We start from the raw sequence: 15,837 nt of genomic DNA, 5'->3' as shown, positions 1-15,837 counted from the left end.
AAAAAAGAGCCTCAAGGGTAGGGCATCGCTCCGCCAGGGAACACCCCGGCACGACGATCAGACCTTTTTGACGAACTCAGATTTGAGCTTCATCGCACCTATGCCATCGATCTTGCAGTCGATGTCGTGGTCGCCGTCGACCAGGCGGATGTTCTTGACCTTGGTGCCGACCTTGACCACCAGCGACGAGCCCTTGACCTTGAGGTCCTTGATCACGCTGACGGTATCGCCGTCCTGCAGAGTATTGCCGACCGCATCGCGGATCACCTTGGCCTCGTCCGCGGCGCCGGCGTCGCCGGGCGTCCATTCATGGGCGCATTCCGGGCAGATCAGCTGGTCGCCGTCGGCGTAGGTGTATTCGGAAGCGCAGCGGGGGCAGGGCGGCAAAGCGGTCATGGTGTGAGCACCTGGCTGGAAAAGCCGCGCATTGTATAGGGTTTTAGGCGCGTCCGGGTGGACTCGATCCCCCTGGGCCTAGGCGGCCAGCTGTACCTCGACCACGGTGCCGTTGTCGTTGCGGTAGCGGGCCTCGCCGCCGAGTTGTTCGGCCAGGCTGTTGATGATCTTGAAGCCCAGGCGCTGGCTGGTACGCGGATTGAACTGCTGCGGCATGCCGCGGCCGTTGTCGGCGATACGCAACAGCAGCTGCTGATCGTCGCCGCGCTGCAGGCTGATGCTGATGAGGCCGCGCTGGCTGGCGTCGAAGGCGTGCTTGAGGGAGTTGGTCACCACCTCGGCCACCAGCATCGACAGGGTGGTCAGGCGGGGCAGGTCGAAATTGAGCGGTTCGGCGGTGATGGCGCAGGAGACGTTGGCCTGTCCCGCGGCGGCCAGCAGATCGCTGGTCAGCAGCTGCAGGTGGTGGGCCACCGGCTGATCGGCATCGGCGGGATCGTGCAGGCGCCGGTGGATACGCGAAATGCTCTCCAGTCGCGAGCGGGCCTCTTCCAGGGCCTGGGACGCCTGGCTGTCGCCGGGCAACTTGAGTTGCTGCAGCATGAGCAGCGAGGCGATGAACTGGATGTTGTTGGCGACCCGGTGCTGCAACTCCTGGAACATCGTGGTCTGGACGTTGTAGAGGTCGCGGATCACCTGCTGCTCGGCGCGCAGCCGGGCGCTGGCCGTGTGCATGTAATGGATCAGCACGATGTCGACGCTGACGATGACCACATAGAAGGCCAGCGCCAGGGCGCCCTGGGGACCGACGACGAAGGTCCAGCCCGGCGGGATGAAGAAGTACCAGGCGGCCAGGCCGGACAGCACGGCGCACAGGGTACCGGCGCCGCTGCCGCAGAAGAAGGCGGTCAGGATGACGGCGGGAAAGAAGGTCAGGTAGGGAAAGCCCTGCAGCAGGACGTCCACCAGGGCGAAGCGTGCCGCCAGGGCCAGGCCGAACGCCAGCAGCGCGAGGCTGTAGGCCAATGCCGGGCGAGTGCGGATCCTGCTGCTGAGATCGCTGATCCAATGACGACGAGACGACGGATCCAAAGCTCTGACCTGCGGAGTAGACGGCGGCGGCGCCAGCTTAACGCAAAGCCGTCTCGCTTGGGGGGTACGACAGGCCCAAAGGTGGCTCTGCCCAGCCCGACGGCGGCCTCCTGTACAAGACTTGCACCGGCATGGCTGGAATTGCCGGCAACGCGCCTTTCGCGGCGTATTTTCTTGTACAGGCTTTCCCTTGGTCGTACAGGGCAGGACGGCAACGAAACGCTATGGTCGAACGATTGCGTCTAAACCATCACAGGATCCGCTCATGAATCGCCAGCGCGTATTGGTCGCCGAAGATGAGCCTGTCCTGCTCGATCTGCTGCAGGAATTGTTCGAGAGCTGGGGTTATCAGGTGCATGCCTTCGGCAGCGCCGACGCCGCCTGTGCCTTTCTGCAAGACGAGCAGCCGCAGCTGGATCTGCTCTTCACCGATGTGCGCATGCCGGGAATCCTGAGCGGCGTCGACTTGGCGCTGCAGGCGCGAGGACGGCAGGCCAATCTGCCCATCGTCATCACCTCGGGTTATTGCGACGACAATCCCGCCCGCGCGGCACGGGTGACCTTTTTGCCCAAGCCCTGGGATCTGGAGGCGTTGCACCGCAGTTGCCCTACGCCCGGGGCCCAGGTGAATCTCGTCTAGGCAGTCGTCAGCGTTGTGGCGTCGAGTGAATCGCAGCCATGAAAAAAGCCCGTAGCGGTTGCCCGCTACGGGCTTTTCAGATTTTGGCTCCGCGACCTGGACTCGAACCAGGGACCCAATGATTAACAGTCATTTGCTCTACCGACTGAGCTATCGCGGAACAACGGAGCGTATCTTACTGATAGATAACGGGAAGTCAAGCCTCGGCGACACCGGAAAACGGCGCCGCCAAAGCGGCTGCCTTAGCCCTGCAGCACCGCGGCGATGGCCTGGATGGTCGGGGGCAGATTGCGCTCGTTCAGCGCTGCCACGCAGATGCGTCCGGTGCTGACCGCATAGATGCCGAATTCGCTCTTCAGCCGCTCGACCTGCTCGGCGGTGAGGCCGGAGTAGGAGAACATGCCGCGCTGGGCGTTCACGAAGGCAAAGTCGCGATTGGCGCCAGCGGCGGCCAGGCCTTCCACCAGGGCGTTGCGCATGCTGCGGATGCGCTGGCGCATCTCGCCCAGCTCGGCTTCCCAGAGGGCGCGCAGCTCGGGATTGCTCAGCACCGTGGCGACGATGGTGGCGCCATGGGTCGGCGGGTTGGAATAGTTGGTGCGGATCACGCGCTTGACCTGGGACAGCACCCGGGCGCTTTCCTCGCGGCTCTCGCTGACCAGGGTCAGGGCGCCTACCCGCTCGCCGTACAGCGAGAAGGACTTGGAGAAGGAGCTGGAGACCAGGAAGGTCAGGCCGGAGTCGGCGAACAGGCGCACGGCCTGGGCGTCTTCCTCGATGCCGTCGCCAAAGCCCTGGTAGGCGATGTCGAGGAAGGGCACCAGGTTGCGCGCCTTGACCACGTCCAGCACCGCCTGCCAGTCGGCCGGCTGCAGATCGACGCCGGTGGGGTTGTGGCAGCAGGCGTGCAGCACCACCACCGAGCGCTCCGGCAAGGCCTGGAGATCGGCCAGGAAGCCTTCGCGATTCAGGCCGTTGCTGGCCGCGTCGTAGTAACGATAGTTCTGCACGGGGAAGCCGGCGCTTTCGAACAGCGCACGGTGGTTTTCCCAGCTCGGGTCGCTGATGGCGACCACGGCGTCCGGCAGCAGCCGCTTGAGGAAGTCGGCGCCGATCTTCAACGCGCCGGTGCCACCGACGGCCTGGACCGTGATGGCTCGGCCGTCGCGGACCAGGCTCGACTCGGCACCGAACAGCAGGTGCTGCACGGCCTGGTCATAGGCGGCGATCCCCTCGATGGGCAGGTAGCCACGCGGCGCCTGGGCGGCCACGCGCTGCTTCTCGGCCTCGGCCACGGCGCGCAGCAGCGGGATGCGGCCCTGCTCGTCGTAGTAGACCCCCACGCCCAGATTGACCTTGTGCGGACGGGCATCGGCGTTATAGGCCTCGTTCAGGCCAAGGATGGGGTCACGGGGTGCCATTTCGACGGCGGAGAACAAACTCATGGGGCAGCGGCTCGAATGAGGGGTGAAGGGAAGGGCGGAACGCTCGGGAAGCGGAAGTATAGCCCCCTGCAGTCGCCATCGCGACCCGACCTCCGTCGGAGTTTTCCTGACGTGCGGCGACGCGGGCAGATTGCAAAAGGGCGCTGGCGACCTCATCTGGGTGTTTCCAGTCCTTTCCTCGTCCGCATCGCTCCGGCCCCCGGTCGGCGCGCTGTCGTCCGTGCATTTTCGCGCTATTGAGGCAGCCATGTCCGCATTCCAGCTCTCCACCCGCTACACCCCGGCCGGCGACCAGCCCGAAGCCATTCGCCAGATGGTGGAAGGCCTGGAGGCAGGTCTGTCGCACCAGACCCTGCTCGGCGTGACCGGCTCCGGCAAGACCTTCAGCATCGCCAACGTCATCGCCCAGGTACAGCGCCCGACCATGGTGCTGGCGCCGAACAAGACCCTGGCCGCCCAGCTCTATGGCGAATTCAAGGCCTTCTTCCCGAACAACTCGGTGGAATACTTCGTCTCCTACTACGACTACTACCAGCCGGAAGCCTATGTGCCCTCGTCGGACACCTTCATCGAGAAGGATTCGTCCATCAACGACCACATCGAGCAGATGCGCCTGTCCGCCACCAAGGCGCTGCTGGAGCGCAAGGACGCCATCATCGTCGCCTCGGTGTCCTCCATCTATGGCCTGGGCAGTCCCGAGGCCTACCTGAAGATGGTGCTGCACCTGGACCGCGGTGACCGCATCGACCAGCGCACCATCCTGCGCCGGCTGGCCGAGCTGCAATACAGTCGCAACGACATGGAATTCGCCCGCGCCACCTTCCGGGTGCGCGGCGACGTCATCGACATCTTCCCGGCGGAATCCGACCTGGAAGCCGTGCGCGTCGAGTTGTTCGACGACGAGGTGGAAAGCCTGTCGGCCTTCGATCCCCTGACCGGCGAGGTGATCCGCAAGCTGCCGCGCTTCACCTTCTATCCCAAGACCCACTACGCCACGCCGCGCGAGACCCTGCTGGGCGCCATCGAGAACATCAAGCTGGAACTGGCCGATCGCCTGGAATGGCTGCGCGGCCAGAATCGTCTGCTCGAGGCTCAACGGCTGGAACAGCGCACCCGCTTCGACCTGGAGATGATCCTCGAACTGGGCTACTGCAACGGCATCGAGAACTACAGTCGCTATCTGTCGGGCCGTGGTCCGGGCGAGCCGCCACCCACCCTCTACGACTATCTCCCGAGCAACGCCCTGCTGGTGATCGACGAATCCCACGTCACCGTTCCGCAGATCGGCGCCATGTTCAAGGGCGACCGCTCGCGCAAGGAAACCCTCGTGGAATACGGCTTCCGCCTACCCTCGGCGCTGGACAACCGGCCACTGAAGTTCGAGGAATGGGAAGCCGGCGCGCCCCAGACCATCTTTGTCTCGGCGACCCCGGGGCCCTATGAGGAAGAGCACGCCGGGCGCGTGGTCGAGCAGGTGGTACGACCCACCGGCCTGGTCGATCCGGTGATCGAGATCCGCCCGGCCACTACCCAGGTGGACGACCTGCTCTCCGAGATCCGCCTGCGGGTGGCCCAGGAAGAGCGGGTACTCTGCACGACCCTGACCAAGCGCATGGCCGAGGACCTCACCGACTACCTGGCCGACCACGACGTGCGGGTGCGCTATCTGCACTCGGACATCGACACCGTGGAGCGGGTGGAGATCATCCGCGATTTGCGCCTGGGCACCTTCGACGTCCTGGTGGGCATCAACCTCCTGCGCGAAGGTCTGGACATGCCCGAGGTCTCCCTGGTGGCGGTACTCGACGCCGACAAGGAAGGCTTCCTGCGCTCCGAGCGCTCCTTGATCCAGACCATCGGCCGGGCGGCGCGCAACCTCAACGGCAAGGCCATCCTCTACGCCGACAGCATCACCGGCTCCATGCAGCGTGCCATCGACGAGACCGAGCGCCGCCGTAACAAGCAGCTGGCCTTCAACGAAGAACACGGCATCGTGCCACAGGGCATCAAGAAGGACATCCGCGACATCATGGAAGGCGCCGCGGCCCCGGGTGCCAAGGGCAAGCGGCGGGTGGCCAAGGCGGCCGAGGACAAGGGCGAATATGCCGCCGAACTGCGTTCGCCCAGCGAGATCGGCAAGCGTATCCGCCAGCTCGAAGAGAAGATGCTGCAACTGGCGCGCGATCTGCAGTTCGAGTCCGCCGCCCAGCTGCGCGACGAGATCCAGGCCCTGCGCGAGCGCCTGGTCCAGGTCTGAACCCGCTCCAACTGGCAGCGCCAGGGCTGGCGCTGCTACCATTCCGCCTTTGTCCCTTCGCGTTTCTCGAGAAAGCCGATGACCACCGTTCGCACGCGCATCGCGCCGTCGCCCACTGGCGACCCGCATGTCGGTACCGCCTATATCGCCCTGTTCAACCTCTGCTTCGCCCGTCAGCACGGCGGTCAGTTCATCCTGCGCATTGAGGATACCGACCAGGTCCGCTCGACCCGCGAATCCGAACAGCAGATTTACGACGCCCTGCGCTGGCTGGGCATCGAGTGGGACGAGGGCCCGGACGTCGGTGGCCCCCATGGTCCCTATCGGCAGAGCGAACGCGGCGAGATCTACTGGAAATACGCCCGGGAGCTGGTGGAGAAGGGCCATGCCTTCTACTGCTTCGCCACGCCCGAAGAGCTCGACCAGATGCGTGCCGAACAGCAGGCGCGCGGCGAGACCCCCCGCTACGACGGTCGCGGCCTGCGCCTGACCCCGGAAGAGGTGCAGCAGCGCCTGGACGCCGGTCAGCCCTATGTGATCCGCATGAAGGTGCCGGAGGAGGGTGTCTGCGTCGTCCCCGACTTGCTGCGCGGCGATGTCGAGATCCCCTGGGATCGCATGGACATGCAGGTGCTGATGAAGGCCGACGGCCTGCCCACCTACTTCCTCGCCAACGTGGTCGACGACCACCTGATGGGCATCACCCACGTCCTGCGTGGCGAAGAGTGGCTGCCCTCGGCGCCCAAGCTGATCAAGCTCTATGAATACTTCGGCTGGGAGCAGCCGCAGCTGTGCTACATGCCGCTGCTGCGCAACCCGGACAAGAGCAAGCTCTCCAAGCGCAAGAATCCCACCTCGGTGACCTTCTATCAGCGCATGGGCTACCTGCCCGAAGCCATGCTCAACTACCTCGGCCGCATGGGCTGGTCCATGCCGGACGAGCGCGAGAAATTCACCCTGGACGAGATGGTCGAGCACTTCGACCTCCAGCGCGTCTCCCTGGGCGGTCCGATCTTCGACGTCGAGAAGCTCTCCTGGCTCAACGGTCAGTGGCTGCGCGAGCTGAGCCCCGAGCGCTTCGCCGCCGAGGTGCAGCAGTGGGCGCTCAATCCCGAATACCTGCTCAAGATCGCCCCGCTGGTGCAACAGCGGGTCGAGATCTTCAGCCAGATCGTCCCGCTGGCCGGCTTCTTCTTCAGCGGCGCCCTGAATCTGGATCCGGCGCTGTTCCAGCACAAGAAGCTGTCCGCCGACCAGGTCCGCCTGGTCATGCAGCTGCTGCTGTGGAAGCTCGAAGCCCTGCGCCAGTGGGACAAGGAGCGCATCACCGCGGTGATTCAGGCGGTCGCCGAGCACCAGCAGCTCAAGCTGCGGGACGTCATGCCGCTGCTGTTCGCCGCCATCACTGGCCGGGCCAGTTCGGTCTCGGTGCTCGACGCCATGGAAATCCTCGGGCCGGACCTCACCCGCTTCCGCCTGCGCCAGGCGGTCGAGTTGCTGGGTGCGCCCTCCAAGAAGGAAACCAAGGAGTGGGAGAAGCTGTTGGCCGAACTCGGCTGATCGCCTTCCGGCCGGCCCCAGCGTCGGGGTCGGCTTCCTCTAGCGCCAGGATGGCCCCATGACCTCCGTGACTCCCCAGCGGCACAATCTGCTCGAAGACGTGCTGGCCTTGCTCAGCGCGACCCTGATGATCGCCCTGGCGGTCAATCTCTATCGCCACGCGGGCCTGCTCACCGGCGGTACCGCGGGCCTGGCCTTTCTCGCCCAGTACGGCACGCGCCTCTCCTTCGGGCAGGCGTTCTTTCTCATCAATCTGCCGTTCTACTGGCTGGCCGTGCGGCGCATGGGCTGGGCCTTTACCTTGCGGACCCTGGCGGCCGTGACCCTGGTGTCGCTGCTCACCGAGCTGACCCCGCACTTCGTGGCCTTCAATGCCCTGCAACCCCTCTATGCCGCCGTGATGGGCGGCGTACTGATGGGCGTGGGGCTGCTGATCCTCTTCCGCCACCAGGCCAGCCTCGGCGGCATCAACATCGCCGTGCTCTATCTGCAGCAGCGCTATGGCTGGCGGGCGGGCAAGGTGCAGATGGGCATCGATTGCCTGATCGTCCTGCTGGCGCTGTGGGTCGTCGAGCCAGGTGCCATCCTCGTCTCCATCCTGGGCGCCGTGATCCTCAATCTGACCCTGGCGATCAACCATCGGCCGGGGCGTTACAGCGCCATCAGCTAGGGGCTTTCCGTCGCGCAGGCGCAACTTCGATTGGTCCGCGACCCGCCTTGGCTTTAAGATGGCGCCCATTTTCGGCGGCCCAGCCGTCGTCATCGCAAGTTGAAGAGGTCTCCATGAGCTGCGATTTCCTGGCACAAGCCCTTCCCGGCGTACAGAAACTCTCGCCCTACGTGCCCGGCAAGCCCGTCGATGAACTGGCCCGCGAACTGGGCCTGGCGCCCGCCAGCATCGTCAAGCTCGCCAGCAACGAGAATCCCCTCGGCCCCAGTGCTAAGGCGCTAGAGGCCATCCGCGCCGAACTGGCCGAGCTGACCCGCTATCCCGATGGCGGCGGCTTCGACCTCAAGCAGGCCCTGAGCCAGAGGTTCGGCGTGTCCGCCAACGGCATCACCCTGGGCAACGGCTCCAACGACATCCTCGAGCTGGTCGCCCGTGCCTACCTGGCGCCCGGCTACAACGCCGTGTTCAGCGAGTATGCCTTCGCCGTCTATCCGCTGGTGACCCTGGCGATCGGTGCCGAAGGCCGTAGCGTCCCGGCCAAGGACTATGGGCATGACCTCGAGGCCATGCTCGCTGCCATCGATGCCGACACCCGGGTGGTCTTTGTCGCCAATCCCAACAACCCCACGGGTACCTGGTTCGACAGCGAGGCCCTGGCACGCTTCCTCGCCCGCGTCCCCGAGCATGTCTTGGTGGTGCTGGACGAGGCCTACATCGAATACGCCGAAGGCGACGAGTTGCCGGACGGCCTGGCGTTCCTGGCCCAGTACCCCAACCTCATCGTCTCGCGGACCTTTTCCAAGGCCTATGGCCTGGCCGCCCTGCGCGTCGGCTATGCCTTCTCCTCGCCGACCGTGGCCGATGTCCTCAACCGGGTGCGCCAGCCGTTCAATGTCAACAGCCTGGCCCAGGCCGCGGCCTGTGCGGCCCTGGCCGACAGCGACTACCTGGCCCGCAGCCGGGCGCTCAACGATGCCGGCATGGCCCAGCTGGAAGCCGGTTTCCGCGATCTCGACCTCAAGTGGATTCCCTCCCGTGGCAATTTCATCGCCGTGGACCTGGGACGCGACGCTGCGCCGATCAATCAGGGGCTGCTGCAGGAGGGCGTCATCGTGCGGCCCGTCGCCGGCTATGGCATGCCCACCTTCCTGCGCGTCTCCATCGGCACCGAAGCGGAAAATGCCCGTTTCCTGGCGGCGCTGAGCAAGGTCCTGGGTCGTGGCTGAAGTGGCCACCCCCCTGATCAAACGTCTCGTCGTTGTCGGCCTGGGCCTGATCGGCGGCTCCTTCGCCAAGGGCGCCCGCGCCAGCGGTCTCTGCCGTGAGGTGGTCGGGGTCGATCGCGATCCGGAGACCCGCCGGCTGGCGGTCGAGCTGGGCGTCGTCGACCGCTGCGTCGCCGAGCTGGCCGATGCCTGCCCGGGTGCCGACGTCATCCAGCTTGCCGTGCCGATTCTCGCCATGGAGCGGGTGCTGGCCGAGCTTGCGGCCCTGCCGCTGCAGGGCGCCATCCTCACCGACGTCGGCAGCGCCAAGGGCAACGTGGTGCGCGCCGCGCGTCAGGCCTTCGCCGGCCAGTCGCTGCGCTTCGTGCCGGGTCATCCCATCGCCGGCTCCGAACGCAGCGGCGTGACGGCGGCCAACGCGGCGCTGTTCAATCGTCACAAGGTCATCCTCACACCGCTGGAAGAGACCCTGCCGGCCGATCTGGACAAGGTCGATCGGCTCTGGCGCGCCATAGGGGCCGATGTCGAGCACATGACCGTCGAGCACCACGACCAGGTCCTCGCCGCGACCAGCCATTTGCCGCATCTGCTGGCCTTCAATCTGGTGGACTCCCTGGCCAAGCGCAGCGAGAACCGCGAGATCTTCCACTATGCCGCCGGCGGCTTCCGCGACTTCACCCGCATCGCCGGCAGCGATCCGACCATGTGGCACGACATCTTCATCGCCAATCGCGAAGCCGTGCTGCAGGCCCTGGACACCTATCGCGCCGATCTCGACGAACTGCGTGGCGCCATCCAGGCCGGCGATGGTCAGTTCCTCATGGAGGTGCTGACCCATGCGCGCGGCGCACGCGAATATTTCGGGCGCATCCTCGCCAGTCGTACCCAGGCCGGCGCCCAGGTCGCCGCCCATCATTCTCTTACGGAGGGGCACTCATGAGCAGTACCGCACCCGTCATCACCCTCGATGGTCCCGGCGGTTCGGGGAAGGGCACCCTTGCGGCGCTGGTCGCCCGTCAGTTGGGCTGGAATCTGCTGGATTCCGGCGCGCTCTATCGCCTGCTGGCCTTCGCTGCGCGCAACCATGGCGTGGACTACACCAACGAGGAGTCGCTCAAGCTGCTGGCGGCCCATCTGGACGTCCAGTTCCTTGCCGGGCATGAGCACGGCCAGCGCATCATTCTCGAAGGCGAGGACGTCACCGACGTCATCCGGACCGAGGAAGTCGGCGCCGGTGCCTCCCAGGTCGCCACCCTGCCGGCCGTGCGCGATGCCCTGCTGCAGCGCCAGCAGGCCTTCCGTGAGGCGCCCGGTCTGGTCGCCGACGGTCGCGACATGGGCACCGTGGTGTTCCCGGACGCCGAGCTGAAGATCTTTCTGACCGCCGGTGCCGAGGAACGGGCACAGAGGCGTTATCTTCAGTTGAAGCAGAAGGGCGAAAATGTTAGCTTGCCTGCCCTCCTGGAAGAGATCCGTGAGCGGGACGCCCGCGATAGTCAGCGTAGCGTTGCTCCGCTCAAGCCGGCCGACGATGCCGTCGAGCTGGATTCCACGCATCTCTCCATACAACAGGTATTGGAACGCATCCTGACCCTGGCCGCCGAGCGCGACCTGGCGGGATGAAGGCCGAGACTCATCCGAGTCGTCGGTGAAAGCTGCCGGGAACCAGTCGCATCCCGGCAGCCGGATGGTAACCACTCACCCCGCATGGGCTGGTCATGCGGTAGCCGGATACATCGGGTATCCATACAACAGGTATGAACATGAGCGAAAGCTTCGCAGAACTCTTTGAAGAAAGTCTGAAATCCCTCGACATGCAGCCGGGCGCCATCATCGTCGGCACCGTGGTGTCGATCGATGGCGACTGGGTTGTGGTCGATACCGGCCTGAAATCCGAAGGCCTGGTTCCGCTCGAGCAGTTCTACAACGAACAAGGCGAGCTGACCATCAACGTGGGTGACGAAGTCCACGTAGCCCTGGATGCCGTCGAAGACGGTTTCGGCGAAACCAAAGTGTCTCGCGAAAAGGCCAAGCGCGCCGAGTCCTGGCTGGTCCTGGAAGCCGCGTTCAGCGCCGACGAAGTGGTCAAGGGTGTCATCAACGGCAAGGTCAAGGGCGGTTTCACCGTCGACGTCAGCGGCATCCGCGCGTTCCTGCCGGGCTCCCTGGTCGATGTCCGTCCGGTGCGTGACACCACCCACCTGGAAGGCAAGGAACTCGAGTTCAAGGTCATCAAGCTGGACCAGAAGCGCAACAACGTTGTCGTTTCCCGTCGTAGCGTCCTGGAAGCCGAGAACAGCGCCGAGCGTGAAGCTCTGCTGGAATCCCTGCAGGAAGGCCAGCAAGTCAAGGGTATCGTCAAGAACCTCACCGACTACGGTGCGTTCGTCGACCTGGGCGGCGTAGACGGCCTGCTGCACATCACCGACATGGCTTGGAAGCGCATCAAGCATCCGTCGGAAATCGTCAACGTCGGCGACGAGATCGACGTCAAGGTGCTGAAGTTCGACCGCGAGCGCAACCGCGTCTCCCTGGGTCTGAAGCAGCTGGGCGAAGATCCGTGGGTCGCCATCAAGGCCCGTTACCCGGAAGGCACCCGCGTTCAGGCGCGCGTCACCAACCTCACCGACTACGGCTGCTTCGCCGAGCTGGAAGAGGGCGTGGAAGGCCTGGTGCACGTGTCCGAAATGGACTGGACCAACAAGAACATCCACCCGTCCAAGGTCGTTCAGGTCGGCGACGAAGTGGAAGTCATGGTCCTGGATATCGACGAAGAGCGTCGTCGTATCTCCCTGGGCATCAAGCAGTGCCGCGCTAACCCGTGGGAAGAGTTCTCGGGTCAGTTCAACAAGGGCGACCGCATCTCCGGCACCATCAAGTCGATCACCGATTTCGGTATCTTCATTGGTCTGGAAGGCGGTATCGACGGCCTGGTACACCTGTCCGACATCTCCTGGAACGAAACCGGCGAAGAAGCCGTGCGTCGCTTCAAGAAGGGTGACGAGCTGGACACCGTGATCCTGTCGGTCGACCCGGAGCGCGAGCGCATCTCCCTGGGCATCAAGCAGCTGGAAGACGATCCGTTCTCCAACTACGCCTCCCTGAACGAGAAAGGCACAATCGTGCGCGGTACCGTCAAGGAAGTCGATGCCAAGGGCGCTGTCATCACCCTGGCCAACGAGATCGAAGGCGTCCTGAAGGCGTCCGAAATCAGCCGTGACCGCGTCGAAGACGCCCGTAACGTGCTGAAGGAAGGCGACGAAGTCGAAGCCAAGATCATCAGCATCGATCGCAAGAGCCGCGTGATCAGCCTCTCCGTCAAGTCCAAGGACGTCGACGACGAGAAGGAAGCCATGAGCTCCCTGCGTAGCAAGCAAGAGCCTGCTGCTGGCCCCACCACCATCGGCGACCTGATCAAGGCGCAGATGGAAAGCCAGAACTAAGTTCGAGCTTGAATAAAAGGCGACCCTTCGGGGTCGCTTTTTTTTGTCCGGAAGAAAGCGGGCAGGGTGGTCACGGCCCGTAAAAAGTTGTGGAGGTGAAGCCGCCGGCTTGACTTTTCAAAAATCGGCCAGCGTGCTAAAAGTCCTTGAAGGTGATCTAGCCGCTTGATAACGAAGGAAAAATCCATGACCAAGTCGGAGTTGATCGAGCGCATCGTTTCCTATCAGGGGCAGCTGTCGTCCAGGGATGTCGAGCTGGCGATCAAGACCATGCTGGAGCAGATGGCCCAGGCGCTTTCCACCGGGGACCGTATCGAGATTCGGGGCTTTGGCAGCTTCTCGCTGCACTATCGGGCTCCCCGTACCGGACGCAATCCCAAGACCGGCGAGTCGGTGCTGCTGGACGGCAAGTTCGTCCCGCACTTCAAGCCTGGCAAGGAGTTGAGAGACAGGGTCAATGAGCTGGAGCCATAAAGCCGTCGCCCCTTTTTCCTTTGTCCGCTGCTTTCTGGCAAACCACTGATTTCTCTGTATTTTTAGTTTCTGTTGCGGTCGTCAAAAAAGCGTTATCGAGCAAGCCACTAGCGGATTTTTGACGTTTACAAAAAAAGTCAAGTCTTTTTGATTTTTTTGTAGACGAGTTCCGATTTTTGTATGAGACTTCCTTCACATAAGGTCTTGGGTGACCTCGTAGTCCACGCCGAGTGAGGAAGTTGTCATGCGCCACTATCTTTTCATCTGGATCGGTATCGCCGCCTGCTTCACCAGCATGCAACTCGGTCACCCTTTCCTGGCTGTAGCCGCTCTGGCCGGTAGCTGGATGGTTGCCCTGTTCCTGCAGCCCGCTCAGCGCGTCGAGAGCTTCTCGCGCCACTACGTCGCCCAGCCGGCCGCGCGCTTCCAGGCCGTTGAAGTCCAGACTTCCGCCAAGACCTTCTAAGGTTCTCACGTTTTTTCGGCCCGCCGCGCTCAGGTTCGGCGGGCTTTTTTATGCCTGCGTTTTGCGTCGCTAGGCCCCTGCGGGGCAATGTCTTACCATAAGCGCCCTTTCCTGGCTGACTGGCACGGCGCAACGCATTGATGGAACGCAAGATTCTGGTGACAGGGGCGGGGGGCTTCGTCGGCGCGGCCCTGGTTCGGCAGCTGCAGACCCGGGGTTATCCGGTGGTCGCCGCGCAACGCCGGCCGACAGCCGCCGCGGTTGATGGTGGGGTCATTCCGGTGCTCCGCGATCTCTCCGCCGCTACCGACTGGTCCGCGCCTCTGGCAGGGGTGGACACCGTCATCCACCTCGCGGCCCACGTCCACCAGCTGGGCGAGCAGCCAGGGGCCGCCAGCGAGGCGCGCTACGACGAGGTGAATCGGGCCGCGACCCTCAAGCTGGCCCGGGACGCCCAGGCTGCCGGCGTCCGTCGCCTCATCTTTGTCAGCAGCATCAAGGTCAATGGCGACTGGACCCTCCCCGGCAAGCCTTTTCGCGCCGACGACCAGCCTGCGCCCACCGATGCCTACGCACGTTCCAAGGCGGCGGCCGAGCGGCAACTGCTGGCGCTGATGGCCGAGACCGGACTGGAGGTGGTCATCGTGCGCCCCCCACTGATCTACGGACCCGGGGTAAAGGCCAATGTGGCGCGCCTGCTGGACACCCTGGCGCGGGGCGTGCCGCTGCCCCTGGGGGGCGTTCGGCACAACAGGCGTAGCCTGCTGGCGCTGGAGAACCTGCTTGATCTGTTGATCCTGTGCATCACCGCGCCTGAGGCCGCTGGCGCCATCCTGCTGGTCAGCGACGATGAAGATATTTCCACCGCCGAGCTGCTCGAATTGCTCGGTGAAGGCTTGGGTCGCAAGCCCAGGCTGATCGCCGTTCCGCCCGCCTGGCTCGAACGGGGTGCCCGACTGCTGGGCCGAGGCGAGGTGGCGCAACGCCTCTGTGGTTCACTGCAGGTCGACATCCGACCCACCAAGACCCTGCTGGGCTGGCAGCCCCCCGTGTCGGCGCGAGCCGGCTTGCGTGCGCTGGGGGCGCAGTGGGCCGCTGCGGAGGGGCGCAGATGATGCTACTGCTCTTGCTCCTGGCCGGTGGCTGCAGCTGGCTGGGCACGGCGGCGCTCCGTCGCTACGCCCTGTCCGGCGGCCTGCTCGACGAGCCCAACGCCCGCAGTTCGCACCAGGTGGCGACGCCCCGCGGCGGTGGTCTGGCGATCGTCGTAACGTTCGTGCTCGGTTGTGTCGTGCTGCGCCTGCTGGGACAGCTTGATCCGGTTTCCTGCGGCGTCCTGATAGGGGCGGGGCTGCTGGTGGCCGTGCTCGGGTTCATCGACGATCATCGGCACGTGGGCGCCGGCTGGCGTCTGCTCGGCCATTTCCTGGCCGCGATCGCTGCGCTGGTGTGGCTGGGCGGCTATGGCGCCTTGCCGGCGCAGCTCTCCGCGGTGCTGGGATTGCCCGACTGGCTGGTGATGACCCTGGGCGTCCTCTATCTGGTCTGGCTGCTGAATCTCTACAACTTCATGGATGGCATCGACGGCATCGCCGGCGGCGAAGCGCTCGTCGTCTGTCTGGGCATGGCGCTGATCTATGCCATGACCGGCCATGGGACCTTGCTGGGTGCGCCTCTGCTGCTGGCCGCGGCCGTAGGGGGGTTCCTGTGCTGGAACTTCCCGCCGGCGCGCATCTTCATGGGCGATGTGGGCAGTGGCTTTCTCGGCCTGATCCTCGGCATGCTGTCCTTGCAGGCGGCGCTGATCGAGCTGTCGCTGTTCTGGGCCTGGCTGATCCTGCTCGGCGTCTTCGTGGTCGATGCGACCTGGACCCTGTTGCGGCGTCTGAGCCGGGGCAAGAAACCCTACGAGGCCCATCGCACCCACGCCTACCAGTGGGCCTCGCGGCGGCATGGCGCCCATCGGCCGGTGACCCTGGCGGTGCTGGCCATCAACCTGTTCTGGTTGCTGCCTATCGCTTTGCTGGTGGGGCTGGGGCTTTTAAGTGCCATACTGGGGCTCTTGCTTGCCTATGGGCCCTTGCTTTGCCTGGCCCTCCGATACCATGCTGGGACCGATGAGGTAGCCATGGCTGCGCAGTCCACGGGATTCAGGGATTAGGGACACT

The 15,837-nt window shown here is 64.6% G+C and carries 14 protein-coding genes, 1 tRNA gene and 1 pseudogene; 12 read left to right on the top strand and 4 right to left on the bottom strand.

Going from position 1 to position 15,837, the window contains the following annotated elements; genetic code table 11:
* Positions 1-57: 57 nt before the first annotated feature.
* Positions 58-396, bottom strand: a complete 339-nt coding sequence (locus DBY63_RS02320) for a zinc ribbon domain-containing protein YjdM (protein ID WP_027601675.1) — start codon at positions 394-396, stop codon at positions 58-60.
* 78 nt (positions 397-474) lie between these two features.
* Positions 475-1,488 carry a histidine kinase dimerization/phosphoacceptor domain -containing protein gene (locus DBY63_RS02315; RefSeq protein ID WP_177411419.1) on the bottom strand — a complete coding sequence of 338 codons (1,014 nt, stop codon included), beginning with the start codon at positions 1,486-1,488 and terminating at the stop codon, positions 475-477.
* 265 nt (positions 1,489-1,753) lie between these two features.
* Here DBY63_RS02315 and DBY63_RS02310 point away from each other — a divergent pair, with 265 nt between their 5' ends.
* The gene (locus DBY63_RS02310) at positions 1,754-2,128 is read left to right on the top strand and encodes a response regulator (RefSeq protein WP_042132984.1); all 375 of its coding nucleotides are present in this window, start codon (positions 1,754-1,756) and stop codon (positions 2,126-2,128) included.
* A gap of 84 nt (positions 2,129-2,212) precedes the next feature.
* Here the strand turns inward: DBY63_RS02310 and DBY63_RS02305 are convergent.
* Together DBY63_RS02305 and DBY63_RS02300 are read right to left on the bottom strand one after the other, a co-directional pair.
* A tRNA-Asn gene (locus tag DBY63_RS02305) sits at positions 2,213-2,288 on the bottom strand.
* 82 nt (positions 2,289-2,370) lie between these two features.
* On the bottom strand, positions 2,371-3,573 hold the full coding sequence (locus tag DBY63_RS02300; RefSeq protein WP_044340914.1) for an amino acid aminotransferase: 1,203 nt from the start codon (positions 3,571-3,573) through the stop codon (positions 2,371-2,373).
* Positions 3,574-3,820: 247 nt separating this feature from the next.
* Between DBY63_RS02300 and uvrB the strand changes: the two genes are divergently transcribed.
* The 11 genes and pseudogenes from uvrB to DBY63_RS02245 all read left to right on the top strand — a co-directional run bounded on the left by uvrB (position 3,821) and on the right by DBY63_RS02245 (position 15,830).
* Positions 3,821-5,830 carry an excinuclease ABC subunit UvrB gene (gene uvrB / locus DBY63_RS02295; RefSeq protein WP_027597992.1) on the top strand — a complete coding sequence of 670 codons (2,010 nt, stop codon included), beginning with the start codon at positions 3,821-3,823 and terminating at the stop codon, positions 5,828-5,830.
* Between the two features lie 78 nt (positions 5,831-5,908).
* Positions 5,909-7,390: a glutamate--tRNA ligase gene (gene gltX / locus DBY63_RS02290; protein WP_108581169.1), complete on the top strand. Its 1,482-nt coding sequence runs from the start codon at positions 5,909-5,911 to the stop codon at positions 7,388-7,390.
* 58 nt (positions 7,391-7,448) lie between these two features.
* Positions 7,449-8,060 carry a YitT family protein gene (locus tag DBY63_RS02285; protein ID WP_074584306.1) on the top strand — a complete coding sequence of 204 codons (612 nt, stop codon included), beginning with the start codon at positions 7,449-7,451 and terminating at the stop codon, positions 8,058-8,060.
* A 113-nt stretch (positions 8,061-8,173) separates the two neighbouring features.
* Positions 8,174-9,286, top strand: coding sequence for a histidinol-phosphate transaminase (hisC, locus tag DBY63_RS02280; protein WP_108581168.1), 1,113 nt, complete (start codon positions 8,174-8,176; stop codon positions 9,284-9,286).
* Positions 9,279-10,175: pseudogene (locus tag DBY63_RS02275) on the top strand (prephenate dehydrogenase/arogenate dehydrogenase family protein); the annotation flags it as partial. The gene hisC and the pseudogene DBY63_RS02275, both read left to right, overlap by 8 nt.
* A gap of 47 nt (positions 10,176-10,222) precedes the next feature.
* A complete protein-coding gene (cmk, locus tag DBY63_RS02270; protein WP_007160398.1) occupies positions 10,223-10,909 on the top strand; it encodes a (d)CMP kinase in 687 nt (228 codons plus the stop codon).
* Positions 10,910-11,049: 140 nt separating this feature from the next.
* The gene (gene rpsA / locus DBY63_RS02265; protein ID WP_007160397.1) at positions 11,050-12,729 is read left to right on the top strand and encodes a 30S ribosomal protein S1; all 1,680 of its coding nucleotides are present in this window, start codon (positions 11,050-11,052) and stop codon (positions 12,727-12,729) included.
* A 186-nt stretch (positions 12,730-12,915) separates the two neighbouring features.
* Positions 12,916-13,203 carry an integration host factor subunit beta gene (gene ihfB / locus DBY63_RS02260; RefSeq protein WP_007160396.1) on the top strand — a complete coding sequence of 96 codons (288 nt, stop codon included), beginning with the start codon at positions 12,916-12,918 and terminating at the stop codon, positions 13,201-13,203.
* 244 nt (positions 13,204-13,447) lie between these two features.
* Positions 13,448-13,669 carry a hypothetical protein gene (locus DBY63_RS02255; protein ID WP_007160395.1) on the top strand — a complete coding sequence of 74 codons (222 nt, stop codon included), beginning with the start codon at positions 13,448-13,450 and terminating at the stop codon, positions 13,667-13,669.
* 140 nt (positions 13,670-13,809) lie between these two features.
* Positions 13,810-14,784, top strand: coding sequence for an NAD-dependent epimerase/dehydratase family protein (locus DBY63_RS02250; protein ID WP_108581166.1), 975 nt, complete (start codon positions 13,810-13,812; stop codon positions 14,782-14,784).
* On the top strand, positions 14,784-15,830 hold the full coding sequence (locus DBY63_RS02245) for a glycosyltransferase family 4 protein (RefSeq protein WP_177411421.1): 1,047 nt from the start codon (positions 14,784-14,786) through the stop codon (positions 15,828-15,830). Before DBY63_RS02250 ends, DBY63_RS02245 begins: the two co-directional genes overlap by 1 nt.
* Positions 15,831-15,837: the final 7 nt, after the last annotated feature.

The sequence above is a fragment of the Pseudomonas sp. RIT411 genome, from assembly GCF_003057735.2.
GTDB lineage: Bacteria > Pseudomonadota > Gammaproteobacteria > Pseudomonadales > Pseudomonadaceae > Chryseomonas > Chryseomonas oryzihabitans.
Note: the sequence above shows the minus strand (reverse complement) of the source record. Positions and strands in the feature narration are given on the sequence as shown.